The sequence below is a fragment of the Streptomyces sp. bgisy159 genome (assembly GCF_057707805.1).
Genome location: NZ_JBYIQX010000015.1, coordinates 127,876 through 149,461, shown reverse-complemented (window position 1 = coordinate 149,461; position 21,586 = coordinate 127,876). Strand labels below are relative to the sequence as shown.

22 protein-coding genes are annotated in these 21,586 nt (G+C 73.3%); 11 read left to right on the top strand and 11 right to left on the bottom strand.

Annotated elements, in window-relative coordinates; genetic code table 11:
• Window positions 1–19: 19 nt before the first annotated feature.
• Window positions 20–1,081 carry an endo-1,4-beta-xylanase gene (locus AC3ET3_RS17455; RefSeq protein WP_432139006.1) on the top strand — a complete coding sequence of 354 codons (1,062 nt, stop codon included), beginning with the start codon at window positions 20–22 and terminating at the stop codon, window positions 1,079–1,081.
• A gap of 6 nt (window positions 1,082–1,087) precedes the next feature.
• Here the strand turns inward: AC3ET3_RS17455 and AC3ET3_RS17450 are convergent, their stop codons facing one another.
• The 3 genes from AC3ET3_RS17450 to AC3ET3_RS17440 form a co-directional block, all read right to left on the bottom strand.
• Window positions 1,088–2,080, bottom strand: a complete 993-nt coding sequence (locus AC3ET3_RS17450; RefSeq protein ID WP_432139027.1) for a LacI family DNA-binding transcriptional regulator — start codon at window positions 2,078–2,080, stop codon at window positions 1,088–1,090.
• Window positions 2,081–2,435: 355 nt separating this feature from the next.
• A complete protein-coding gene (locus AC3ET3_RS17445) occupies window positions 2,436–2,642 on the bottom strand; it encodes a DUF5999 family protein (RefSeq protein WP_432139005.1) in 207 nt (68 codons plus the stop codon).
• A 592-nt stretch (window positions 2,643–3,234) separates the two neighbouring features.
• Window positions 3,235–3,813 carry a hypothetical protein gene (locus AC3ET3_RS17440; protein ID WP_432139004.1) on the bottom strand — a complete coding sequence of 193 codons (579 nt, stop codon included), beginning with the start codon at window positions 3,811–3,813 and terminating at the stop codon, window positions 3,235–3,237.
• A gap of 568 nt (window positions 3,814–4,381) precedes the next feature.
• Between AC3ET3_RS17440 and AC3ET3_RS17435 the strand changes: the two genes are divergently transcribed.
• Both AC3ET3_RS17435 and AC3ET3_RS17430 read left to right on the top strand, forming a co-directional pair.
• Complete coding sequence (locus AC3ET3_RS17435; protein WP_432139003.1) at window positions 4,382–5,899, top strand: glutamate-cysteine ligase family protein; 1,518 nt, start codon at window positions 4,382–4,384, stop codon at window positions 5,897–5,899.
• A gap of 447 nt (window positions 5,900–6,346) precedes the next feature.
• Complete coding sequence (locus tag AC3ET3_RS17430; RefSeq protein WP_488191831.1) at window positions 6,347–7,138, top strand: CPBP family intramembrane glutamic endopeptidase; 792 nt, start codon at window positions 6,347–6,349, stop codon at window positions 7,136–7,138.
• An 18-nt stretch (window positions 7,139–7,156) separates the two neighbouring features.
• On the opposite strand, the gene AC3ET3_RS17425 is transcribed toward AC3ET3_RS17430, so the two are convergent.
• Window positions 7,157–7,972 (bottom strand): PhzF family phenazine biosynthesis protein, encoded by an 816-nt coding sequence (locus AC3ET3_RS17425; protein ID WP_435612441.1) that lies wholly within the window; start codon window positions 7,970–7,972, stop codon window positions 7,157–7,159.
• Window positions 7,973–8,164: 192 nt separating this feature from the next.
• On the opposite strand from AC3ET3_RS17425, the gene AC3ET3_RS17420 reads away from it, so the two are divergent.
• Both AC3ET3_RS17420 and rox read left to right on the top strand, forming a co-directional pair.
• Window positions 8,165–9,157 (top strand): NAD-dependent epimerase/dehydratase family protein, encoded by a 993-nt coding sequence (locus tag AC3ET3_RS17420; protein WP_435612440.1) that lies wholly within the window; start codon window positions 8,165–8,167, stop codon window positions 9,155–9,157.
• A 371-nt stretch (window positions 9,158–9,528) separates the two neighbouring features.
• Complete coding sequence (gene rox / locus AC3ET3_RS17415; protein ID WP_432138999.1) at window positions 9,529–10,971, top strand: rifampin monooxygenase; 1,443 nt, start codon at window positions 9,529–9,531, stop codon at window positions 10,969–10,971.
• Between the two features lie 109 nt (window positions 10,972–11,080).
• On the opposite strand, the gene AC3ET3_RS17410 is transcribed toward rox, so the two are convergent.
• On the bottom strand, window positions 11,081–11,509 hold the full coding sequence (locus AC3ET3_RS17410; protein WP_432138998.1) for a VOC family protein: 429 nt from the start codon (window positions 11,507–11,509) through the stop codon (window positions 11,081–11,083).
• Between the two features lie 272 nt (window positions 11,510–11,781).
• Here AC3ET3_RS17410 and AC3ET3_RS17405 point away from each other — a divergent pair, with 272 nt between their 5' ends.
• Window positions 11,782–12,405: a PadR family transcriptional regulator gene (locus AC3ET3_RS17405; protein WP_432138997.1), complete on the top strand. Its 624-nt coding sequence runs from the start codon at window positions 11,782–11,784 to the stop codon at window positions 12,403–12,405.
• Window positions 12,406–12,502: 97 nt separating this feature from the next.
• On the opposite strand, the gene AC3ET3_RS17400 is transcribed toward AC3ET3_RS17405, so the two are convergent.
• The gene (locus AC3ET3_RS17400; protein ID WP_432138996.1) at window positions 12,503–12,934 is read right to left on the bottom strand and encodes a type II toxin-antitoxin system Rv0910 family toxin; all 432 of its coding nucleotides are present in this window, start codon (window positions 12,932–12,934) and stop codon (window positions 12,503–12,505) included.
• A 103-nt stretch (window positions 12,935–13,037) separates the two neighbouring features.
• Entirely contained in the window at window positions 13,038–13,226 is a 189-nt protein-coding gene (locus AC3ET3_RS17395; protein ID WP_432138995.1) for a hypothetical protein, read from the bottom strand.
• A gap of 218 nt (window positions 13,227–13,444) precedes the next feature.
• Here AC3ET3_RS17395 and AC3ET3_RS17390 point away from each other — a divergent pair, with 218 nt between their 5' ends.
• Both AC3ET3_RS17390 and AC3ET3_RS17385 read left to right on the top strand, forming a co-directional pair.
• Window positions 13,445–14,119, top strand: a complete 675-nt coding sequence (locus AC3ET3_RS17390; RefSeq protein ID WP_432157085.1) for a Clp protease N-terminal domain-containing protein — start codon at window positions 13,445–13,447, stop codon at window positions 14,117–14,119.
• Between the two features lie 108 nt (window positions 14,120–14,227).
• Complete coding sequence (locus AC3ET3_RS17385; protein WP_432138993.1) at window positions 14,228–15,232, top strand: EamA family transporter; 1,005 nt, start codon at window positions 14,228–14,230, stop codon at window positions 15,230–15,232.
• A gap of 138 nt (window positions 15,233–15,370) precedes the next feature.
• On the opposite strand, the gene AC3ET3_RS17380 is transcribed toward AC3ET3_RS17385, so the two are convergent.
• The gene (locus AC3ET3_RS17380) at window positions 15,371–15,520 is read right to left on the bottom strand and encodes a hypothetical protein (RefSeq protein ID WP_432139029.1); all 150 of its coding nucleotides are present in this window, start codon (window positions 15,518–15,520) and stop codon (window positions 15,371–15,373) included.
• 44 nt (window positions 15,521–15,564) lie between these two features.
• Here AC3ET3_RS17380 and AC3ET3_RS17375 point away from each other — a divergent pair, with 44 nt between their 5' ends.
• A complete protein-coding gene (locus AC3ET3_RS17375) occupies window positions 15,565–16,479 on the top strand; it encodes a DMT family transporter (protein WP_435612445.1) in 915 nt (304 codons plus the stop codon).
• A gap of 104 nt (window positions 16,480–16,583) precedes the next feature.
• On the opposite strand, the gene AC3ET3_RS17370 is transcribed toward AC3ET3_RS17375, so the two are convergent.
• Together AC3ET3_RS17370 and AC3ET3_RS17365 are read right to left on the bottom strand one after the other, a co-directional pair.
• Complete coding sequence (locus AC3ET3_RS17370; protein WP_432138992.1) at window positions 16,584–17,210, bottom strand: FMN-binding negative transcriptional regulator; 627 nt, start codon at window positions 17,208–17,210, stop codon at window positions 16,584–16,586.
• Window positions 17,204–17,908, bottom strand: coding sequence for a pyridoxamine 5'-phosphate oxidase family protein (locus tag AC3ET3_RS17365; protein ID WP_432138991.1), 705 nt, complete (start codon window positions 17,906–17,908; stop codon window positions 17,204–17,206). The genes AC3ET3_RS17370 and AC3ET3_RS17365 overlap by 7 nt, the downstream gene beginning before the upstream one ends.
• 38 nt (window positions 17,909–17,946) lie before the next feature.
• Here AC3ET3_RS17365 and AC3ET3_RS17360 point away from each other — a divergent pair, with 38 nt between their 5' ends.
• Window positions 17,947–19,278, top strand: coding sequence for an aminotransferase class I/II-fold pyridoxal phosphate-dependent enzyme (locus AC3ET3_RS17360; protein ID WP_432138990.1), 1,332 nt, complete (start codon window positions 17,947–17,949; stop codon window positions 19,276–19,278).
• A gap of 388 nt (window positions 19,279–19,666) precedes the next feature.
• Here the strand turns inward: AC3ET3_RS17360 and AC3ET3_RS17355 are convergent, their stop codons facing one another.
• Entirely contained in the window at window positions 19,667–20,605 is a 939-nt protein-coding gene (locus tag AC3ET3_RS17355; RefSeq protein WP_432138989.1) for a DMT family transporter, read from the bottom strand.
• Between the two features lie 74 nt (window positions 20,606–20,679).
• On the opposite strand from AC3ET3_RS17355, the gene AC3ET3_RS17350 reads away from it, so the two are divergent.
• On the top strand, window positions 20,680–21,582 hold the full coding sequence (locus AC3ET3_RS17350) for a LysR family transcriptional regulator (RefSeq protein ID WP_432138988.1): 903 nt from the start codon (window positions 20,680–20,682) through the stop codon (window positions 21,580–21,582).
• Window positions 21,583–21,586 lie beyond the last annotated feature (4 nt).

The following is a 21,586-nucleotide window of genomic DNA, read 5'->3' as shown; positions in this document are numbered from 1 at the left end:
GACCGTGAGGAGTCGCACCATGCCCGGCACCACCCGCACCCGGCTCAAACTCGCCGGATTCCTCGCCGCCGCCCTCGTCGCCACCGGCGTCGCGGCCGGCCCGGCGGCCCAGGCCCACGACCGGAAGCCGCACACCCTCGCCGACCTCGCCCACCGGCACGGCCGCTACTTCGGCAGCGCCACCGACAACCCCGAACTCACCGACACCGCCTACACGAAGATCCTGGGCCGCGAGTTCGACATGATCACCCCCGGCAACGGCATGAAGTGGTACGCCACCGAGCCGCGGCAGGGCGTCTTCGACTGGAGCGCCGGCGACGAGATCGTCGATCTCGCCCGCGCCCACCACCAGAGGGTGCGCGCCCACACCCTCGTCTGGCACAGTCAGCTGCCCGACTGGCTCACCAGCAGGGAATGGACGGCCGAGGAGCTGCGCGCCGTTCTGAAGAACCACATCCAGACCGAGGTACGCCACTACCGCGGCAAGGTCTACTCGTGGGACGTCGTCAACGAGGCGTTCAACGAGGACGGCACCTACCGGGAGAGCATCTTCTACAAGACGCTCGGCCCCGGTTACATCGCCGACGCGCTGCGCTGGGCCCATGAGGCCGACCCCTGGGCCAAGCTGTACCTCAACGACTACAACGTCGAGGCCATCGGCCCCAAGAGCGATGCCTACCACAAGCTGGCCAAGGAGCTCAGGGCCCAGGGCGTCCCGCTGCACGGCTTCGGCATGCAGGCCCACCTCGCCCTCCAGTACGGCTATCCGACGACCCTGGAGGACAACCTCCGCCGCTTCGCCCGGCTCGGCCTGGACACCGCGCTCACCGAGGTCGACGTACGGATGATCCTTCCGGCCACCGACGACAAGCTCGCCCAGCAGGCCGACTGGTACCGGCAGCTGACCCGGGCGTGCCTCGCGGTGCGGCGGTGTGTGGGCATCACCATCTGGGACTACACGGACAAGTACTCGTGGATCCCCGCGGTCTTCGACGGGCAGGGAGCGGCCCTGCCGTGGGACGAGGAACTGCGGCCGAAGCCGGCGTACCACGCGATCCGCGAGGCGCTGAAGAAGAGGTAGGACCGTTCAGCGGGGATTGGGTGGTGCGGTGCTCGACCGCACCACCAGTTCCGTGGCCAGTTCCACACGGGGCGAGTCGGGTTGCTCACCGCGCGCCAGGCGCAGCACCGTACGGGCGGCCAGCTTGCCCATGTCGGCCAGCGGCTGACGCACGGTGGTGAGCGGCGGTGCGGACCAGCGCACCTCCGGGAGGTCGTCGAAGCCGACCACACTCATGTCCTCCGGCACCCGCAGCCCGCGGCGGCGCAGCGCCTCGATCGCGCCGAGCGCCATCTGGTCGCTGGCCGCGAACAGCGCGGTCGGCGGCCGGGACAGACCGAGCAGGGCGGTGCAGCCCGCGAAGCCCGACTCGGGGCGGAAGTCGCCGGGCACCACCAGGGAGTCCTCGACGGCCAGGCCCGCACCCTCCAGGGCCGCCCGGTAGCCGTCGAAGCGGGCCCGGGAGCACAGCAGCCGGGGCGGACCCGCGATCAGTCCGATCCTGCGGTGCCCCAGCGCCAGCAGATGCCGGGTGGCGGCCAGCCCGCCGGACCAGTTGGCGGCGCCCACGGTGGCCGTGTCCACGCCCGGGGAGCCCGTAGGGTCGACCACCACCAGCGGCACGCCGAGGACGCGCAGCTGCTCGTGAAGAGTGGCTTCCAGCGCCGAGGTCACCAGGATGACCCCGTCGGAGGCGCGGGACCGCAGATTGCGCATCCACTCGCGGGCGGCGCCGGACCGGCCGTGGATCGCCGACACCACGGTGCCCACACCGGCCGCGTGCGCGGCTTCCTCCACGCCCCGGATGATCTCCACCGCCCACGGGCTGTCCAGGTCGTTGAAGACCAGGTCGAGCAGGGTGGGGGTGCGGGCCGGGGAGGCGGCACGCTTGTGGTAGCCGTGCCGGCGCAGCAGTTCCTCGACCCGGGCCCGGGTCCTGGGGGAGACGTCGGAACGCCCGTTGACCACCCGGGACACGGTGGGCACGGAGACTCCGGCCGCACGGGCGATCTCGGTGATGGTGACCTTCTGGGCGGGCGCCTTTGGCCGGGGCGGGGCGGCGGGCGGTGCGCTTCGCGGGGGTGCGGGAGGTCCGGGCACGACGTCGGTCCCGTCTTCCCGCGCTGCCACGTCTTCCCGCGCTGCCGCGTCGCCCCCGTCGCCCACGCTGCCCACCTCCGTCGCAGGATGCCCCGGCCCCGTGCCGAAACTTCCAGAATCCTTCCGGAAATCGGTCGGCTCTGGGAAGGCGTACGGAAGACGAGGCTCACGACACGCTGGGTGACCGGGCGGCGGCACGGTTCGGGGCCGGCGCGCGGAGGTGGCCCGCGGTCCGGCCCCGGATGTCGTCGGGCGGGTCCGCCGCCCGGGCCGCTCAGGCGGCCGTCGCGACCCGGCTGGTCTCCAGCGGGCGGTGCGGGGCGATGACCCGGCCGTCCGGCAGCAGCTCACCGGTGTCCTCGAACAGGAGGACGCCGTTGCACAGCAGGCTCCAGCCCTGCTCGGGGTGGTGCGCCACGAGCCGGGCGGATTCCCGGTCGGCGGAGTCGGCTGTCGGGCACGGTGGCTGATGCTGGCACATGGAAGGGATCTCTCGCTCTGGCGTGGTGTGTGGAGTGTGTGTCGTGGCTGTCCCGCGGCGTGAAGCGTCGTTCATGGCCGCCCCCCGTTGTGATAAGTCGGTCGGAACCCAGTGTTGCCCTCCGGGCGTCGTTCCGCAGGTATTTCGCAGCACCGCTTCTCACAGGTTCATGACGCGTCACCCGCCCGGGCGGTTCATCGCCGCAGCACCGTCACTTCGGGTGGTTTCGGGGGGCCGGATGGGGCTAGTCACCTAGGGCCGGGGGTGCGGTGGGGGCGCGGCGGGGGCCGCATCCGAGCCGCGACGGAGAGGGGCCGGGGCCGCGACGGAGACGGGCCGGGGGTGGGTGGTCGGGAAGGTGGCGAATCGGGTGTCGCGCTCGAAAGAGCCGCGGCGGCGGGTTCGGCGGATACGCGGCCGTACGGCACCGTGCCCCGTCACCGGGGCCGCGGTGGCGGGGCACGGGGTCTTGACGGTCCGGCCGGCCGGGCGGACCCGGGCCCGGTCGGCCAAGCGCGGGCGCGTCAGGCGGACAGCGGGCCCGTCGAGGGGACGGCGGGCCCGTCGGCGGCTCTGGGGGAGAGCGGGCCCGTCAGGCGGAGAGCAGGGGCGCCGGCGAGACCCGCAGGGTGAGTGCGGGCAGGAGGTCGGCGACTCGGTGCGGGCGGTGGGCCGCGATGCCGGGCAGCGTCGGGGCCAGCGGGATCAGCAGGTCGTCGGCGGCGGGGTTGCCCGTCGTGCCGTCGGAGCCGCAGTCGCCGTGCAGCCACAGAGTGAGCATGTACAGGCCGGGCACCGACAGCAGCCGTGCCTGGGAGGGCTGGGCGGTCGACTCCGCCTGGCGCAGCGCGCGCTCGGTGGAGGCGATGTACGGGCCCTCGAAGAAGTGTGAGAAGGCCCAGCCGTCCGGCGTCAGCCGGGTCTCGGCGGCGGCCACCGGAAGACCGCCGCTGAGGATCAGGAACCGCCAGCCCGCCAACCGGGTGGCGGCGGTGCCCTCGGGCCCGATCCGGTCCAGCACATGCACCGGCAGCGGCAGCTCGGGGGTGACGGGTCCCTGGGCGGTACGCAGGGCGGGGGTGCGCGCTTCACTGACCGCTGTCGGGGAACTCAGAGCGGTCAGAACGGAACGCAAAGCGGGCGCGGGAGCCGGAGGGACGTGCAACGGCATGATGGGTCGCCTCTCATTCGACAGGCACGGTGGCACGAGGGCGGGGGCGGACGACGCTGTCAGCTCACGGAGAACAGAGGTCAGAGAGGCAGTGGGCCGGGGTCTGGCTGCGCGAGGGGGCGAGTCCGGCCTGCCGTCCATCGCTTCGACGACAGGCTGTTCCGACCGCGGGCGCTCACCTTCTCTGCCCTGTTTCCGCGGAGTTTATACGACACGTGTTCAGCCCGTGTTTCAACTAGCTGCTTCCGGGTGACTCGGCAAGGGTTCATTCGGTCGGCGATATGCGTGAATCGTGTCGATTCAGTGATGCGGACCCCCGCGCTGACCTCGCCCGGTGCGAGCGCCGCGGTCGGCCAATTCCAGTCGGCGGTTTTCACGAGATCCCGAAGCTGAAAATCCACCCAGCCGCATGCCCCGCGAATGTGCCGTCGGTCACCTCCGCCAAGAGTAGCGGCCGTGCCGGTCGTGTGCGGACGTTATCGATCGGCTTCGCTGGGCATCATCCCACCTGACCCGGGAGACCGGCGGCCGGAACACCGGCCCGCCCATGCGAGGAAGGGACGCTTCGATGGGGGAGAAGGTCGTGGCCGGCGGGGTCGACCTGTCCGATCGTCAGCAGTACCGCGACAAGCTGCGGCGGTGTCTGACGGGGCTGGAGCGGCTGCTGGCGCAGGGGCGCTTCGACCGGCCCAAGAACCTCATGGGGCTGGAGATCGAGCTGAATCTCGTGGGCGCGGACGGCATGCCGAAAATGCTGAACGCACAAGTACTGGAGAGGATCGCGAGCCGGGATTTCCAAACAGAACTCGCCATGTTCAATCTGGAGGTGAACATCGCGCCCCACCGTTTGGGCGGGCGGGTATTCGATCGGCTTGCCGAGGAACTCAGGACCTCACTGGCATATGCCGACCGAAAGGCTGCCGAGGTCGACGCCGGAATCCTGATGATCGGGATACTGCCGACCCTCGACCGCGACGATCTGGTCTCGTCCAATCTCTCCGAGGTCGATCGTTACACGCTTCTCAACGACCAGATAGTCGCCGCCCGCGGTGAGGACTTCACCCTCGACATCGAAGGCCCCGAGAGGCTCTACTGCACTGCCAAGTCCATCACCCCCGAGGCCGCCTGCACTTCCGTGCAACTGCATCTGCAGGTCACTCCGGCCCGCTTCCCCGACGTGTGGAACGCGGCGCAGGCGGTCACCGCCGCGCAGGTCGCCATCGGTGCCAACTCGCCGTTCCTCTTCGGGCGTGAACTCTGGCACGAGTCGCGGATCCCGCTCTTCCTGCAGTCCACCGACACCCGGCCGCCGGAACTCCAGGCGCAGGGTGTCCGACCGCGCACCTGGTTCGGCGAGCGCTGGATCACGTCAGCCTACGAGCTGTTCGAGGAGAACCTGCGCTACTTCCCGGCCCTCCTGCCGATCTGCGACGAGGAGGACCCGCTGGAAGTCCTGGCGGCGGGCGGAGTCCCCAAACTCGCCGAGCTGGTGCTCCACAACGGCACGGTCTACCGCTGGAACCGGCCCGTCTACGGCATCGCGGACGGCGTCCCGCACCTGCGCGTGGAGAACCGTGTCCTGCCCGCCGGCCCCACCGTGACCGACGTCCTCGCCAACGCGGCCTTCTACTACGGTGTCGTGCGCTCCCTGGCCGAGGAGTCGCGGCCGGTGTGGAGCAGGCTCCCCTTCCGCGCGGCCGCCGCGAACTTCGACGCGGCCTGCCGCCACGGCATCGACGCCCGTCTGCAGTGGCCGCGGCGCGGCCGGCACGGCGGCACGGCCGAGGTGGACGCGGTGAGCCTGGTCCGGGACGAGCTGCTGCCGCTGGCCGAGGCCGGGCTCGACGCCTGGGGTGTGGAGCCCGCGGACCGCGATCTGTACCTCGGGGTGATCGACGAGCGGTGCAGGATGCGGGCGAACGGCGCGTCGTGGCAGATCGCCACCTTCCATCGGGCACTCGACGCCGGGTTGTCCCGCCAGTCGGCGCTCGCGGCCACCACCCGGCGCTACAGCGAACTGATGCAGCACGGGGAGCCGGTGCACACCTGGCCGGTGGGCCTGCCGGAACCGGCGCACACGGGCTGAGGCGGCGCAGTGGGCTTGAGGCGGCGGCACCGCCGGGATCGCGCGGCGCGGTGGCTTGAGCGGGAGCCGCGGGGCTGAGCCGGAGTGGCCGGCGTCGAGCGGGAACCGGCGGGTCGAGCGGGAACCGGGGGCTCGGCCGGAGTGGCCGGGTCGAGCTTGAGGGGCCGGGTGGAGCGAGAGCCGCCGGGCTGAGCCGGGGCCCTGAGGGACTGGCCGGGCGCTGCCGGGCTGAGGCCGCAGGTCGCACAGCACTCGTCGGTCTCCGTGCGGCGTCGTGCCGCAGGCCTTGGGCGACGACGCGACCGGCGGGCGGCTTCCCCTCGCGGGCCCCGGGCGACGCCAGGGACGCCGGGGACGTGCGGGAAACCGGGACCGGGGCACGAGGATCGGGGGCGTGGTGTGGATGATGGGCACCACGGGATTCCTCGAACGGAAGCGGGTGCGCAGGTGGAGGCGGAGACGGTGGCCGGGTCCTTTCCCGAGGAGCGGCCGGGGCGCCGGATCCTCCGTGACGAGACGCTGCTCGTGCTGGGCCTCTCGCTCGGCGCCAGCGGAGTGTCCGCCCTGATCAGCTTCGTCGGATCGGTCACCAGGCCGGGCGGGCTGAAGGACCAGGCGGCGACCCTGAACGCCTCGGCGGCCCCCGGTCGGCCCTGGCTGGACCTGGCCTGGCAGCTGTTCGGTATCGCGTCCGCGCTCGTTCCCGTAGCCCTCGTGGCCCACTTGCTGATGCGCGAGGGCGGCAGCCTGCGCACCCTCGGTTTCGACCGTACGCGGCCCTGGTCCGACCTGGGGCGCGGCGCGGCGATCGCGGCGGTGATCGGCAGCACCGGCATCGCCTTCTACCTGCTCGCCCGGGACCTCGGCTTCAACCTCACCGTGGTGCCCGAGGCGCTTCCCGGCGTGTGGTGGAAGTACCCGGTGCTGATCCTTTCCGCGCTGCAGAACGCGATCCTCGAAGAGGTCATCGTCGTCGGCTATCTGCTGCGCCGGCTCGGCCAGTTGGGCTGGACGCCGGGCGCGGCCCTGCTCGCCAGCTCCGTGCTGCGCGGCTCGTACCACCTTTACCAGGGTGTCGGCGGGTTCATCGGCAACATGGTCATGGGCGTCGTGTTCGTGTACCTGTACCGCCGCTGGGGCCGGGTGGGGCCCCTGGTGGTCGCGCACTCCCTGCTCGACATCGGGGCGTTCGTCGGCTACGCGCTGTTCGCCGAGACACTGGGGCTGCCGATGGCGTGACCGCCGGTGGCCACGCCGTCAGGCCAGCAGTTCGCCCTCGACGACCGTCACAGCCCGGCCGGTCAGCAGGGTGCGCTCCCCGCGCAGCCCGGTGCGCACCCGCCCGGAGCGCGGCGAGGCCTGCAGACCGGTCAGTTCGGCGCGGCCGAGCCGCTCGGACCAGAAGGGGGCCAGCGCGGTGTGGGCGCTTCCGGTGACCGGGTCCTCGTCGATGCCGACGTTCGGGAAGAAGCAGCGGGAGACGAAGTCGTAGCCCAGCGCGGGGTTCTCGGCGCGGGCGGTGGCGATGACGCCCCGCTCGGAGTGGGCGCGGAGGGCCTTGTGGTCGGGCTGCAGGGCGTGCACGGTCCTCTCGTCGGCCAGCTCGACCAGTAGGTCACCGACGTGCGGCCCGGTGTCGAAGGCGGCGAGCGGCGCCGCGCCCAGGGCCTCGGCGACCCCCGCCGGGACGTCGACGGGGGTGAGCGGGGCGGTGGGGAAGTCCAGTGTGATCGAGCCGTCCTCGGTGGGCGTCGCTCTCAGCACCCCACTGCGGGTGGCGAACCGCACCGGTCCTGCGTGAGCGCCGGTGGAGTGCAGTACGTGGGCGGTCGCGAGAGTGGCGTGCCCGCACATCGCGACCTCCGTGGCCGGTGTGAACCAGCGCAGCGCCCAGTCGGCCTCGCCGCCCTCGGGGAGAGGGTGGGCGAACGCCGTCTCGGCGTGATTGACCTCCAGGGCCACGTTCTGCATCCAGCCGGCCTCGGGGAAGGCGCCGTCGGCCAGGAGCAGGACGCCCGCCGGGTTGCCGGAGAAAGGACGGTCGGTGAAGGCGTCGACGATTCGGATCCGCATGCCGCCGACCGTAACGGGGCACCGGACCGGAGGACCAAGGCCAATGCGGGACACGTGGCCTGCTCGACGGGCCGCCCTTTCCCCTCCGCCCCCGCTGCGCACCGAGTGCCCCAACGCGGCGACACCGGCCACGCCTTCGGGGGATGATCACCGAGTCGGAACGGACGACGGACGGGATCAGGAGGCGAGCCGGTGCCGCAGACGGCGACACGGACCGGGGGCACGGTCGTGCTCACCGGCGCGACGGGTTTCATCGGATCGGCGGCGCTGCGCGCCCTGCTGAGCGACGGCACCGGACCGCGCGTCCGCGCGCTGGTACGCCGGGTTCCGGAGCCCCGCCGCCACGGCGCCCCCGGCGAGGCGGGCGCCGTCGAGTGGGTGCGCGGGGACGTCACCGACCCGGAGACGGTACGCGGGCTGTGCGAGGGCGCGTCGGCCCTGCTCCACCTGGCCTCGTACATCGGCCCGGACGAGGACCGGTGCGCGGCCGTGAACGTCACCGGCGCCCGTACGGTGCTCACCGAGGCCGTACGGGCCGGCGTGCCGCGCGTGGTGCACCTCTCCACGGCCGCCGTCTACGGCGCAGGGCCGCACCGGGGTGTCGCGGTCGGGGAGGTACCCGCCGCGCCGGTCTCGGCGGTCAGCCGGACCCGGCTGGAGGGGGAGCGGTTCGCGCGCGAGGTCGGCGCGGTCGTCCTGCGGCCCGGGCTCGTGCTCGGCCCGGGCGACCGCTGGGTGGTGCCCGTGATGCGGGAACTGCGCACCCGGGTACCGGCGGTGTGGGCCGGGGGGCGGGCCCTGCTGTCCGTCGCGGCCGTGGACGACGTCGGCCGCCTCCTCACGGCCCTTGCCAGGGGTCCGCGCCCGGTGCCTGCCGGTACCTACCACGTGAGTCACCCGGTGCCCGTGCGCTGCGGCGACCTGCTGTCCGGGCTGGCCGAGCGGGGCGTTCTGCCGCCGGTGCCGGACGTCGACTGGCCGTGGGAGCGGTGCGTCGAGCGGCTGCGGGCGACGCCGGGGCGGGCGTCGGAGCGCCAGCTGGCCATGCTCGTCCGCGATCACTGGTACCGCTCCGACGACATCTGGCGCCTCGCCGACTGCCCGCCCGGGCCCGGGTTCCCGGAGCGCCTGGCGGAGGCGGCGGACTGGTACGGGGCCGGGCCGACTGAGCCCGGCGGAGCGTGACGGGTCGCCGGGCGGCGAGGTGGGCGGCACGTTGTCGTGCCTGCCGCGGAAGGCCCCGCCGTGCAGCGGCCGGGGGTGAGCCGCGGCCTGCCCCGAGCCGCGCCCGCCTCGCCGGGTGCTGTGTCGTGGCGCGAAATCGCGTGGGCGAAAAGGGCGTTGCCGGTCTCCGGGTTGCTCCTCCCCGAGCATTCCCCGGGGACCCGCCGAGGACTCCTTGAGGACTCTTTGAGGCCGGAAACAAGAAGAGCAAGGAGTGCGCCCACTCCTTGCCACTCTCAACGTATAGCGCACCGGGGGGCTTGCGGCAAGGCCCCCGTGGTGCCGCAGAATCACCGGCCTGATCCAGGAACCTGCGGAAACGGGGATCGTGAATGATCGACGTCATCGTGGCCGGCGGCGGACCGACCGGCCTGATGCTGGCGGCCGAGTTGCGACTGCACGGGGTACGTGTGGTCGTACTGGAGCGGGACGAGGAGCCGACCAAGGTCGTCCGGGCACTCGGGCTGCATGTGCGCAGCATCGAAGTGATGGACCAGCGGGGCCTGTTGGACCGCTTCCTCGCCCTCGGGACGCGCTACGAGGTCGGCGGTTTCTTCGCCGCCATCGACAAGGGGTGGCCCGAGCGGATGGACACCGCCCACGGGTACACGCTCGGCATCCCGCAGACCCTCACCGACCGGCTGCTGAGCGAACACGCCGTCGAGGTGGGCGCCGAGATCCGGCGCGGCAGCGAGGTGGTCGGGCTGAGCCAGGACGAGGAGGGGGTGACCGTCGAGCTCGCCGACGGCGGCAGGCTGCGCTGCCGCTACCTCGTGGGGTGCGACGGCGGCCGCAGCACGGTGCGCAAACTGCTCGGCGTCGCGTTCCCCGGTGAACCCTCCCGGGTGGAGACGCTGCTGGGCGAGATGGAGGTGACCGCGTCGCAGGAGACGCTGACCGCCGTGATGGCCGAAGTGCGCAAGACGCAGAAGCGGTTCGGCCTGATGCCGCTCGGCGAGGGGGCGTACCGCGTCGTCGTGCCCGCCGACGGGGTGGCGGAGGACCGGACGGTGCCGCCGACCCTGCAGGACTTCCGGCGGCGGCTGCGGGCGGTCGCCGGCACCGACTTCGGCGTGCACTCGCCGCGCTGGCTGTCCCGCTTCGGCGACGCCACCCGGCTGGCCGAGCGTTACCGGTCGGGCCGGGTGCTGCTGGCCGGCGACGCGGCGCACGTCCACCCGCCGACCGGCGGACAGGGCCTCAACCTCGGCATCCAGGACGCGTTCAACCTCGGCTGGAAGCTGGCCGCCGAGGTGGCCGGCTGGGCACCGGAGGGCCTGCTGGACAGCTACCACACCGAACGGCACCCGGTGGCCGCCGACGTGCTGGACAACACCCGCGCGCAGATGCAGTTGATGTCCACCGAGCCCGGCGCGCAGGCGGTGCGCCGACTGGTGGCGGAGCTGATGGACATCGAGGAGGTGAACCGGCGCCTGATCGAGAAGGTCACCGCGATCGGAGTCCGCTACGACTTCGGCGACGGCCATGAACTGCTCGGCCGCAGGCTGCGGGACGTCCGGCTGAAGCAGGGGCGCCTCTACGAGCTGCTGCGCACCGGCCGCGGACTGCTGCTGGACCAGACCGGCCGGCTCTCGGCCGAGGGCTGGGCGGACCGGGTGGACCACGTCGTCGACGTCAGCGAGGAACTGGCGGCACCCGCGGTGCTGCTGCGGCCGGACGGCCATGTGGCCTGGGCCGGCGAGGACCAGCGAGAGCTGCTCGACCGGCTGCCGACCTGGTTCGGGCCCGCCGCCGGTCGAGCCGGCCGACCCTGACGGTACCGGTGTCCGGTGCTGGTGCTGGTGCTGGTGCTGGTGCTGGTGCCGGTCCCGGTGCCGCGTCCCGACCAGGGGCGAGCCCTGAACGGCGACGCGTTCGCGGTCCTCAGTCGATACAGAACTCGTTGCCCTCGATGTCCAGCATCGGGATGCACGCGTCGTTGCCGTCGTACAGCGTCTGCACGTGCACCGCGCCGAGCGGGACCAACCGCGCGCGTTCGGCATCGAGCGCGGCGAGACGCTCCTTCCCCACGAGCCCGGTGCCGACCCGCACGTCGAGATGCACCCGGTTCTTGGCGGCCTTGCCCTCGGGGACGCGCTGGAAGTACAGGCGCGGGCCCACACCTGAGGGGTCGACGCAGGCGAACCAGGAGTCCCGTTGCTCGGGCGGCTGCGCGTCCTGGTAGTCGTCCCAGGTGGCAAACCCGTCCGGCGGCGGCGGTACGACGTACCCCAGCACCTCGCACCAGAACCGAGCGAGGCGTTCGGGCTCCGCGCAGTCGAACGTGACCTGGAACTTCTTGATCGACGTCATCGGCCCACCCTATGGGCGCCGTCGACACGGTTGTCCCGTGACAGCGAATCCTGACCGCCTGGCACCGAGCTCGACCCGTGTCGCTGGCCAGGCTCATGGCCTCGTGCGACAGGCGCCCGAGACTGTCGCGTCACCGGCCTCCCCCCGTTACCAGCGGAACGGCAGCCCAGCGGGCACGTCCGCGCTCGACGGCCCGGGGTCTTGTCGTTCGATCGGTCCCGATATATCGTTGAGACATCGCGACAGATCAACGATGGGATGGAGTGAGCGCGATGCGTACCCATGGATTCGAGCGTGGACATGGACAGGAGCGTCCCTTCGGCCGTGGCCGGGGTGGGTTCGACGGCCGTCGGGCGGCCTTCGGGCCGTTCGGGCCGGGCGGGCCTGGCTTCGGCCCCGGTGGGCCCGGGTTCGGCCCCGGGCCCTGGGGCAGGGGGAGGGGCGGACCCAGGGGAAGGGCCCGGCGTGGTGACGTACGGGCCTCGATCCTGGCGCTGTTGAGGGAGCGGCCGATGCACGGCTACGAGATGATCCAGGAGATCGCCGAGCGCAGCGGCGGCGCGTGGAAGCCGAGCCCCGGCTCGGTCTACCCCACGCTGCAACTGCTGGAGGACGAGGGGCTCATCAGCAGTGAGACCGAGGGCGGCAAGAAGCTGTTCGCCCTCACCGGGGAAGGGCGCGAGGCCGCCGAGGCGGGCCCCGACGCCCCCTGGGAGGAGGCCTCCCGGGGGATCGACTTCGAGGCCCTCGGGGAGATCCGGCAGGCCGGGTTCGGCCTGATGGAGGCGTTCGGCCAGGTCTGGAAGACCGGCAGCAAGGAACAGCGCGAGAAGGCTCTGGCCGTCATCAACGACGCCCGCAAGAAGCTGTACCTGATCCTCGCCGACGAGGACTGATCGCCCCGCGGCGCGCCGGTCGCCGTACGACGGTCCGGGCGCCCCGTGCGATCACGCGCGGGGCGCCTTCCCGTAGCGGGCCGGCCGCGGGTCCGGCTCAGGTCACCAGACCGTCCAGCCGGCGCAGCGACTCGTTGAGTGCGGTCGTCGCCGAGTCCCTGAGCCGGGCCGCCATCAGGGACACCGCCGCGCCCGTGAACTCACCGTCGATGCGGACCGTGGCGGCGGTGTCGCCGTCGGGGGTCAGTGTGTAGCGGGTGGCCAGGGCCACCGCCATCGGGCCCTTGCCCCGGATGGCCAGCAGCCGCGCGGGTTCCAGTTCCTCGACCGTCCACTCCACCTCGGCCGGGAAGCCCATGAGCTTCATGTTCTCCTGGAACGTGGCGCCCACCTCCAGGGTCTTCGGGCCGCCGTGCGGGAAGCCGGTGTGGGTGGTGTTCCACTCGCCGTACCCCGGCCAGTCCGTGAGCCGTGCCCAGATCCGCTCCGCCGGTGCCCCGATGTGTGCCTGCGCGCTCACTTCGGCCATGCGACCACCTCTCCGACTAGGGCCAGGTGCCGCGGAACGTAGCCGCGGGGCGGTGAACTTTCAATACTGATGAACCGTCAGGAGCCGTTCGGGTGGCGGCCGGTCACACCACGCGGCGTATCAGCGCCGCGTCGAAGAGGTCCCAGGCTCTTGGGAACGGCCCCTCGTCGTGGCAGTGCCAGGCGTCCCAGAACAGGTCGGCGGGGAGCGCGTCGCGCGGGGCGTACACCCGGTAGACGTAGCTCATGCCGTCGACCGCCGGCAGGGCCACCAGCCAGCACTCGGCCACCATCGGCCTCACCCCCTCCGTACGCCCCTGTGGGACGTTGCGGGCCGGGGTCATGGTTGCGTCGGGGGCGCGGAGCAAGGCGGCGGGCGCCCCTCAGGGGAGAACGGCCGGATCTCATCCGCAGGGAGGACACCGGCCGCGCCACCTCCGCTCCCCGTGGGACGCGCGAATGGTTCGCCACGCCGATGACCCCGTGTCCGGGTGCCTGATGAGGTGGGGGCGTGCCATCCCGTGATCCCCGGCAGTCGGACCGTGAACCCGTGACCTCCGGCGTGGACGACGGCGGCGGGTTCAGCGACGAACTCACCGCGGTGCTCGCCGGTGCCCGCCGCCGGGCGTTCCGGGACGGGGACCGGCAGATCGACACCGCCCATCTGCTCCACTCGCTCCTGGACCACGACCCCGGGGTGCGCGCCGTCCTCGACGGCCACCGGCTCGCCCGGCTCCTCGGCTACCTGGCCCAGCGCAGTATCGGCTACGGCCTGCGCTGGCAGGGCGGAGTCGAGGACTCCGGCGCACTGCCCGTCGTACCCGCACCGGATGTCCGCGGGCCAAGAGGCGGTGGGCCGGGCGGCGGTGGGCCGGGCGGTGACGGCCTCTCGCCGCTGGCCGCCCTCGCCGTACGGGAGGCCGGCGTCCGGGCGCTGCGGCAGGGCCGGACGGCGGCCTGCGGCCTGGATCTGCTCGCCTCGATCGTCACCGACCCCCAGGCCCGCGCCGTCGAGGTACTGGGCCGAGCCGGTGTCGACGTGGCACGGCTGCGCGACGGTGCCGGCCCGGCGGTCTCGCACGTCGGTGCCGTCGGTGCCGACAGTGGGGGCGGGGAGGGCCGGGGCGGTGGGGGCGGTGGGGGCGCCTCCGCTCCGGCATCCCGGGCCGGGGCTCGGCGAGCGTAGGGATGGGTGGTGGTGCCGGGCGTCACGCCGTAGCCGGAGGCGGTCCGCCGTCCAGCCGGTGAGACAGGTGTCAAAGGGGGTGACGGTCATGTCGTCCCCTGTCATCATGTGCCGGTGCGTACGTCAGTGAGCAGTCAGGGCAGTCGCGGCAAGGGCATCGGGCTCTCGCTCGCGGTGGGGTCGGCCCTCGCCTTCGGCGGGTCCGGGGTGGCGGCCAAGCCGCTGATCGAGGCGGGTCTGGAACCCCTGCACGTGGTGTGGTTGCGGGTGACGGGCGCGGCCCTGGTGATGCTGCCGATGGCCGTGCGCCACCGTGCCCTGCTGCGCCGCCGGCCCGCGCTGCTGGCCGGCTTCGGACTGCTCGGGGTGGCCGGCGTGCAGGCCTTCTACTTCGCGTCGATCTCCCGCATCCCGGTCGGTGTCGCCCTGCTCGTCGAGTACCTGGCGCCCGCCCTGGTGCTGGGCTGGGTACGGTTCGTGCAGCGGCGGCCGGTGACTCGGGCCGCCGCCGTCGGTGTGGTCCTCGCCGTCGGCGGCCTCGCCTGTGTCGTCGAGGTCTGGTCGGGGCTCAGCTTCGACGGGCTCGGCCTGCTGCTGGCGCTGGGCGCCGCAGGCTGCCAGGTCGGCTACTTCGTCCTGTCCGACCAGGGCACCGACGCGGGCGCGGACACTCCGGACCCGTTCGGCGTCATCGCGTACGGCCTGCTCGTCGGGGCCGCCGTACTGACCGTCGTGGCCCGCCCCTGGGGCATGAGCTGGTCGGTCATCGCGGACACCGCGGTCATGAACGGCACCGAGGTCCCCTCCTGGCTGCTGCTCGCGTGGATCGTGCTGCTCGCCACCGTCATCGCCTACGTCACCGGCGTGGTCTCGGTGCGCCGGCTCTCGCCGCAGGTCGCGACCGTCGTCTCCTGCCTGGAGGCGGTCGTGGCCACCGTCCTCGCCTGGATCCTGCTGGGCGAGCACCTGTCGGCCCCGCAGATCGCCGGCGGTGCGATGGTGCTGCTGGGCGCGTTCATCGCCCAGTCCTCGACCCCGGTCAAGGGCTCCGTGGAGCCGGTGGCCGGCGCCGTCCCCGAGCGGGAGTTGTCCGCCCGCCGCACGGCCGCCTAGGGTGCCGTCCATGCACGCACCCGCACTTCTCCTGTCACCGCCGCCGGCCGCCTGAGGCGGGCCCTCGGTGAACCTGGCCCGGCGGGCGCCGCCGGGCCGGGCCGTGCTGCCCGCAGACGAAGTCCGCGGACCGCTGCGTCAGCGGCGGTCCTTCCCGAACTTCCGCGCCCAGCGCGCGACTGCGGAGAGAACGCGTGTCGACCCTTTCCTCCTCATCTTCCCCTTCCTCCTCCTCCCCGTCGTCTTCCTCGGTTTCCTCCTCTTTCTCCCCCTCTTCTCCTTCCTCACCTTCTTGCCCTGCGGATTCCTCCGCCCCTGCCCCGGGGCCAGGGCTGCCGGCCGGGCGGGCGCTGCTCTACCTGATCGTCGCCGGTGCCGCCTGGGGCACCGCCGGGGCCGCCGCCGCGCTGGTCTACCGGGTCAGCGACATGGGCGCCGTGGCCCTGTCGTTCTGGCGGTGCGCCGCCGGGCTGGTCCTGCTGAGCGCCGCGCACGCGCTGCGCCCGCGCGCCCGGTCAGCCGCGCCGCGCGGCCGGGTGACGCCGGGGCGCCGGCTGTGGCGCACGACCGCCACCGGACTCGGGCTCGCGGTGTTCCAGACGGCGTACTTCGCGGCCGTCGACGCCACCGGTCTCGCCGTCGCCACGGTCGTCACCCTCGGCTCCGGTCCGGTCCTGATCGCCCTCGGGTCGCGGCCGGTGCTCGGCGAACGGCTCGGCCGGGCCGGCATCCTCGCCGCGGCCGGGGCGCTCGCCGGGCTCGCGGTGCTGTTCGCCGACGGCGGCGACACGGCCGTACGTCCGGCGGGCGTGCTGCTGGCGCTGCTGTCCGCCGCGGGGTACAGCACGATGACCCTGCTGGTGCGGTGGTGGGGGCGGGACGGCGCGGCGGACGCCTCGTCCACCACCGTAGGGGCGTTCGCGGTGACCGCCCTGTGCCTGCTGCCGTTCGCACTGGCCGAGGGGCTGCTGCCGCACAGCGCCGATCCCGTACGGCTGCTGTGGCTGCTCGGGTACCTCGCGGCGGTGCCCACCGCGCTCGCCTACGCGCTGTACTTCGCGGGTGCCGCCGCCGTACGGTCCGCCACCGTCTCCGTGATCATGCTGCTGGAGCCGGTGAGCGCGGCCGTACTCGCGGTCGTCGTGCTCGGCGAACCGCTGACCGCCGCCACCGCTCTCGGCACGCTCCTGATGCTCGGCTCGGTCACGGGCCTGGCCCTGACGGAGGCGCGGAGCGGCGGCGGCTGACCGGGGCCGGCCGGGAGTCACGGGCGGAGCCCGGCGGGGCCGGCCCGGGCCCGGTCGGCGTGGGGGCCGACGTGGCGGGCCGACGTGACGGTCAGGCGCGGCGGTCAGGCGCGGCGGGCCAGATGGGCGCGGGCCGCCGAGTCGCCCGGGCCCGCGCGCAGGGCCAGGCGGTCCGCGATACGGGAGCGGACCTGCTCCGGACGCTTGCCGCCGTACTTGAACTTGGCGCGGACGTCCGTCACTTCCAGCCGGAGGCCGCGGATCCCCGAGAGCAGCCGTCCGTACGGGGCCTCACCGGGCGTGACCGGGGCCGAGCCGCCCGCCGGCTGGAAGTGGCCCACCTGCCGGTTCAGCAGTTCGGCCTTGGCGGCCGGGTCGTCCACCACATGGGCGGTGCAGCGCAGTTGCACCGCCGTGTAGAAGCTGGTGGGCACGCCGTGCTCGGGCCGGTCCTCCGCAGCCGCCTGCCAGGGGCCCGGCACGAACACGTAGTCGTCGACGACGCTCAGCACGACCCGTGGGTTCGCCTCCAGCGCGGGCCACAGCGGGTTGGGCCGGGCGAGGTGGGTGACCGCCTCGCCTCGTCGGGGGTCGTAGACGAAGTGCAGGGGCTGGACGCACGGCGGCTCCCCGTCGAGGCCGTTGACGGCGAGCTGCCCGAAATCGTGGCGGGCCAGCCACTGCTGCCACTCGGCGTCGTCGCGTGCCGCGTCCCAGGGGTGGATCAGCACCCCAGTGCCCTGAGGTAGTCAGGGAGCCCGACCGCGGGGGAGAGCTCGGCGTCGGGCAACGGGGTGCCGTAGCCCTTGCGCAGCGGGACGACGCCGGCCCAGTGGGGGAGGGCGAGGTCCTCGGGCTCCTCGCTCACGCCCCCGGTGCGCAGCTTGGCCGAGACCTCGTCCAGGTCGAGACGGATCACCGCGGTCGCCGCCAGCTCCTTCTTGTCGGCGGGCCGGGAGTCGGCCGACCGGCCCGGCACCACCTGGTCGACGAGTGCGTCGAGCGCCGCCCGCTTCTCCTCCGGGTCGGTGACGTCGTACGCCGGGCCGTGCACCACCACCGACCGGTAGTTGACCGAGTGGTGGAATGCGGAGCGGGCCAGTACCAGCCCGTCGACATGGGTCACCGTCAGGCACACCGGCAGTCCGCCGTCCTCGTTGCCCGCCATGCGCAGCGGGCGCGAGCCCGTCGAGCCGTGCACGTAGAGCCGCTCGCCGACCCGGCCGTAAAGGGTCGGCAGCACCACCGGCTTCCCGTCGCGCACGAAGCCCAGGTGGCAGACGTATCCCTCGTCGAGTATCGAGTGCACCAGCTCCTTGTCGTACGACGCCCTTTGTGCGGCACGGGTGGGGACGGTGCGGTCGGTCGCGGGGTAGGAGGTCGGCGGCGTCGGGGAAGTGGGCGGAGTCGGCTGCGCGGTGCCCGGCATAGTGGCGCTCCTTATTGCACTAGTGCATAATCGGTTTTGTGCTAGGAGAGTATCGGATCGAAGGGCGCCGTGCAGCGGACATCGCGTCGAGCGTCGAGCGCGCGGTCGGCGCCGGTGCGCTGGAGCCGGGCCAACTGCTACCGCCCATGCGTGAGTTGGCGGTCAGGCTGGGGGTGAATCCCAACACGGTCGCGGCCGCGTACCGCACCCTGCGCGAGCGTGGGGTGATCGAGACCGACGGGCGCCGGGGCAGCCGGGTGCGGCCCAAGCCGGCCACGACGGGACGCGAGAAGGTACGCGTGGACGTGCCCGCCGGGGTGCGCGACCTGGCCGACGGCAACCCCGACCCCGCGCTGCTGCCGCCGCTGGCCGGGGCGTTCGCCGCGGCCGTGGAACGGCAGGACCGCCGGCCCGTGCTGTACGGCGAGGACCACGTGGACCCGGAGCTGGCCCGGCTCGCGCGGGCCGGCCTCGCCGCCGACGGGGTACCGCAGGCGCCGCTCACCGTGGTGTCCGGGGCGCTGGACGCCGTCGAGCGGGTTCTCGCCGCCCACCTCAGGCCGGGCGACGGGGTGGCGGTGGAGGACCCCGGGTGGGGCCGCACCCTGGATCTCGTCGCCGCGCTCGGCCTGCGGGCCGTTCCCGTGCGCGTCGACGACGACGGGCCGCTGCCCGGCGAACTGCGCCGCGCGCTGGAGTCCGGGGCGCGCGCCGTCGTCGTCACCGACCGGGCGCAGAACCCAACCGGAGCCTGTGTGGGGGCCGCACGCGCGCGTGCGCTGCGCTCCGTACTCGCCGAGCACCCGGAGACCGTCCTGATCGAGGACGACCACGGCCACGGCGTCGTCGACCTGCCGCTGCACCCTCTCGCGGGCGTCACCCGGCACTGGGCCTTCGTCCGCTCGGCCGCCAAGGCCTACGGCCCCGACCTCCGCCTCGCCGTGGTCACGGGCGACGAGGTCACCGTGGATCGCGTGCACGGCCGGCACCGCCTCGGGCCCGGCTGGGTGAGCCTGCTGCTCCAGCGGGCGCTCGCCCGGCTGTGGTCCGAGGGCACCCTGGACGGACCGGCGGTGGCCGCCGCCTACCGGCGACGGCGCGAGGCGCTCGTCGACGCCCTCACCGAGCGGGGGGTCCCGGCGCACGGCCGCAGTGGCATGGCCGTCTGGATCCCTGTCCCGGACGAGACGACAGCGGTGTCCCGCCTCCTGCACGCCGGGTGGGCGGTCTCCCCGGGAGCCCGTTTCCGCTCGGCGTCCCCGCCGGGCATCCGGGTCACGATCTCGACACTCCGGGAGGACGAGGCCCCGCTCCTGGCGGACGCGATCGCGGACGCGCTGGGACCGGCTCCGTTGCGCAGTTACGTGTGAGACGGGGGACGGGGCCGGAGAGGGGGACGGTCTCGGAGGTGGGGTGGCGGAGGTCCCGAGGGGGACGGTCTCGGAGGGTGGGGTGGCGGAGGTCTCGAGGGGGCCGGAGTCGGAGTGCGGAGCGGCGACGGTGCCGAGGGGGCCGGAGTCGGAGGTGGGGGTGGCGGCGGCGCCGGGGCGGGGGCCTGGGCTCTGGGTGATCGGGGCGCGTGCGCGGGGGCGTTCGGTGCACGGGGGCACGGGGGCACGGGGGCACGGGGGCACGGGGACACGGGGGCACGGGCCAGGGGGACGGGATGCCGACCTGAGGCCGCGCCCCCACGGAGAAGCGCCGTGCGCGAGGCGCGGTGGGCGAAGGCGTGGTGGGCGAGGGCGCGGGGCCCCGCCCTCAGGCCCCCCGCTTCCGCTGCGTCAGCGCCGCCCCCGCGAGGACGATCGCCGCCCCCACCGGGGTGCTCCAGCGCAGCGACTCCCCGAGGATCGCCACGCCCGCGGCCGTCGCGATGACCGGGATGAAGTAGGTGACCATCTGGGCGGTGGTCGGGCCGACCTCGGCCACCAGCCCGTACTGGATCAGCACCGCGAGTCCCGTGCCCAGCGCCCCGAGCGCGGCGACCGCGAGCAGGGGCAGTACCGGGAAGCGGTCCGGGAGTGAGGTGAACAGCGGTGTGACGAAAGCCAGTTGCAGTGTGGCCAGGAACAGCTGTGCCCCGGTCATGGACAGGTGGGAGTACCCGCTCCCGGCGAGCGTCCGCCGGACATGGATCCAGCCGACGGGATAGCTCAGCGAGGCCAGCAGCGCCAGGCAGGTCCCCTTGGCGTCGAGCCCCGAGAACCCCTGCCAGGCCCCCAGCACGGTCAGTACGCCCAGGAAGCCCAGTCCGAGCCCGGCGACCCGCACCCGGGTCGGCCGGTCCTCGGAGAGGGCGACCAGCGACAGGGCCATCCCCCACAGCGGGGAGGTGGCGTTGCAGATCCCCGCGAGTGTCGAGGGGATGGTCAGCTCGGCGTACGCGAAGAGCGAGAAGGGCAGCGCGTTGAGCAGAAACGCGGCGACCGTGAGGTGCGTCCACAGGCGCGCCCCGCGCGGCAGCCCCTGCCGCTTCACCGCCATCGCCGCCGCCAGCACCGCCGTTCCGAACACCAGTCGGCCCAGGGTGACCTGGAAGGGTGCGTAGCCGGTCGTGCCCACCTTGATGAGCAGGAAGCTGAAGCCCCAGATCAGGGACAGCGCGGCGAAGCGCAGCCGCCAGTCGGCGCGGGGCCGGGGCGGGGCGGCGGGGGTGGCGGTGCCGGACGGCGTCCGGGATGCGGCAACGGTGGTCATGGCCGCAACGATGCCGTCCCCCTCCTCGTAGCACAATCGAGAATTGTCGCCGAACATCTCGTAGCATCGCTTACATGTTGAACCTGGAGCGCCTGCGCACCCTCGACGCCCTCGCCCGCCACGGCTCGGTCAGCGGCGCGGCCGAGGGACTGCATGTGACGACGTCGGCGGTCTCGCAGCAGCTGGCCAAGCTGGAACGCGAGGTCGGCCAGCGGCTCCTCGCCAAGAACGGGCGTGGGGTGCGCCTCACCGACGCGGGCCGGCTGCTCGCCGAGCACGCCGCCCGCATCCTCTCCCAGGTGGAGCTCGCCCAGTCCGATCTGGAGGCCCAACGCGGCCAGGTCGTCGGGGAGTTGCGCCTGTCGGCGTTCCCGACGGCCGCGCGCGGCCTGTTCCCCCTCGCGCTGGCCACGCTGCGCCGCGAGCACCCCGCGCTGCGGCTGCGCTCGTGCGAACTGGAACCGGAGCGGGGCATCGCCGGGGTGGTGCGCGGAGACCTCGACCTCGCCGTCGTCCTCGACTGGTACAACAAGCCGATGCCGCTGCCGGACGGCCTGGTCAAGGCACCCGTTCTGGACGACCCGGCCGAGGTCGCCATGCCGGCCGGCCACCCCCTCGCCGGCCGTGCCGAGGTCGATCTGGGGGAGTTCGCCGAGGACGAGTGGATCACCTGGGGCGAGGGCGAGTTCTGCCACGAATGGCTGATGTTCACGCTGCGCTCGCGCGGCATCGAGCCGATCGTCGGCCACCGCGCCGCCGAGACCCATACCCAACTGGGACTCGTCCAGGCGGGACTCGGCGTGTGCATCGTGCCGCTGCTGGGCAGGCGTCCGGTCCCCGACGGGGTCGTCATGGTGCCGCTCCAGCAGCGGGTGAGGCGGCACGTCTACGTCGTCTGGAGGGCCGACGCCGACCGCCGGCCCTCGATCCGCGCCGCCGTACGAGCGCTGCAGGACGCCGGGGCGCGGATCGGCTGAGGTC

Excerpts from the sequence above, each read along its gene's own strand:
- AC3ET3_RS17455 (WP_432139006.1), top strand. The coding sequence starts at position 20 with ATGCCCGGCACCACCCGCACCCGGCTCAAACTCGCCGGATTCCTCGCC.
- AC3ET3_RS17445 (WP_432139005.1), bottom strand. The coding sequence starts at position 2,642 with ATGTGCCAGCATCAGCCACCGTGCCCGACAGCCGACTCCGCCGACCGG.
- AC3ET3_RS17440 (WP_432139004.1), bottom strand. The coding sequence starts at position 3,813 with ATGCCGTTGCACGTCCCTCCGGCTCCCGCGCCCGCTTTGCGTTCCGTT.
- AC3ET3_RS17435 (WP_432139003.1), top strand. The coding sequence starts at position 4,382 with ATGGGGGAGAAGGTCGTGGCCGGCGGGGTCGACCTGTCCGATCGTCAG.
- AC3ET3_RS17425 (WP_435612441.1), bottom strand. The coding sequence starts at position 7,972 with ATGCGGATCCGAATCGTCGACGCCTTCACCGACCGTCCTTTCTCCGGC.
- rox (WP_432138999.1), top strand. The coding sequence starts at position 9,529 with ATGATCGACGTCATCGTGGCCGGCGGCGGACCGACCGGCCTGATGCTG.
- AC3ET3_RS17410 (WP_432138998.1), bottom strand. The coding sequence starts at position 11,509 with ATGACGTCGATCAAGAAGTTCCAGGTCACGTTCGACTGCGCGGAGCCC.
- AC3ET3_RS17405 (WP_432138997.1), top strand. The coding sequence starts at position 11,782 with ATGCGTACCCATGGATTCGAGCGTGGACATGGACAGGAGCGTCCCTTC.
- AC3ET3_RS17400 (WP_432138996.1), bottom strand. The coding sequence starts at position 12,934 with ATGGCCGAAGTGAGCGCGCAGGCACACATCGGGGCACCGGCGGAGCGG.
- AC3ET3_RS17395 (WP_432138995.1), bottom strand. The coding sequence starts at position 13,226 with ATGGTGGCCGAGTGCTGGCTGGTGGCCCTGCCGGCGGTCGACGGCATG.
- AC3ET3_RS17365 (WP_432138991.1), bottom strand. The coding sequence starts at position 17,908 with ATGCCGGGCACCGCGCAGCCGACTCCGCCCACTTCCCCGACGCCGCCG.
- AC3ET3_RS17355 (WP_432138989.1), bottom strand. The coding sequence starts at position 20,605 with ATGACCACCGTTGCCGCATCCCGGACGCCGTCCGGCACCGCCACCCCC.
- AC3ET3_RS17350 (WP_432138988.1), top strand. The coding sequence starts at position 20,680 with ATGTTGAACCTGGAGCGCCTGCGCACCCTCGACGCCCTCGCCCGCCAC.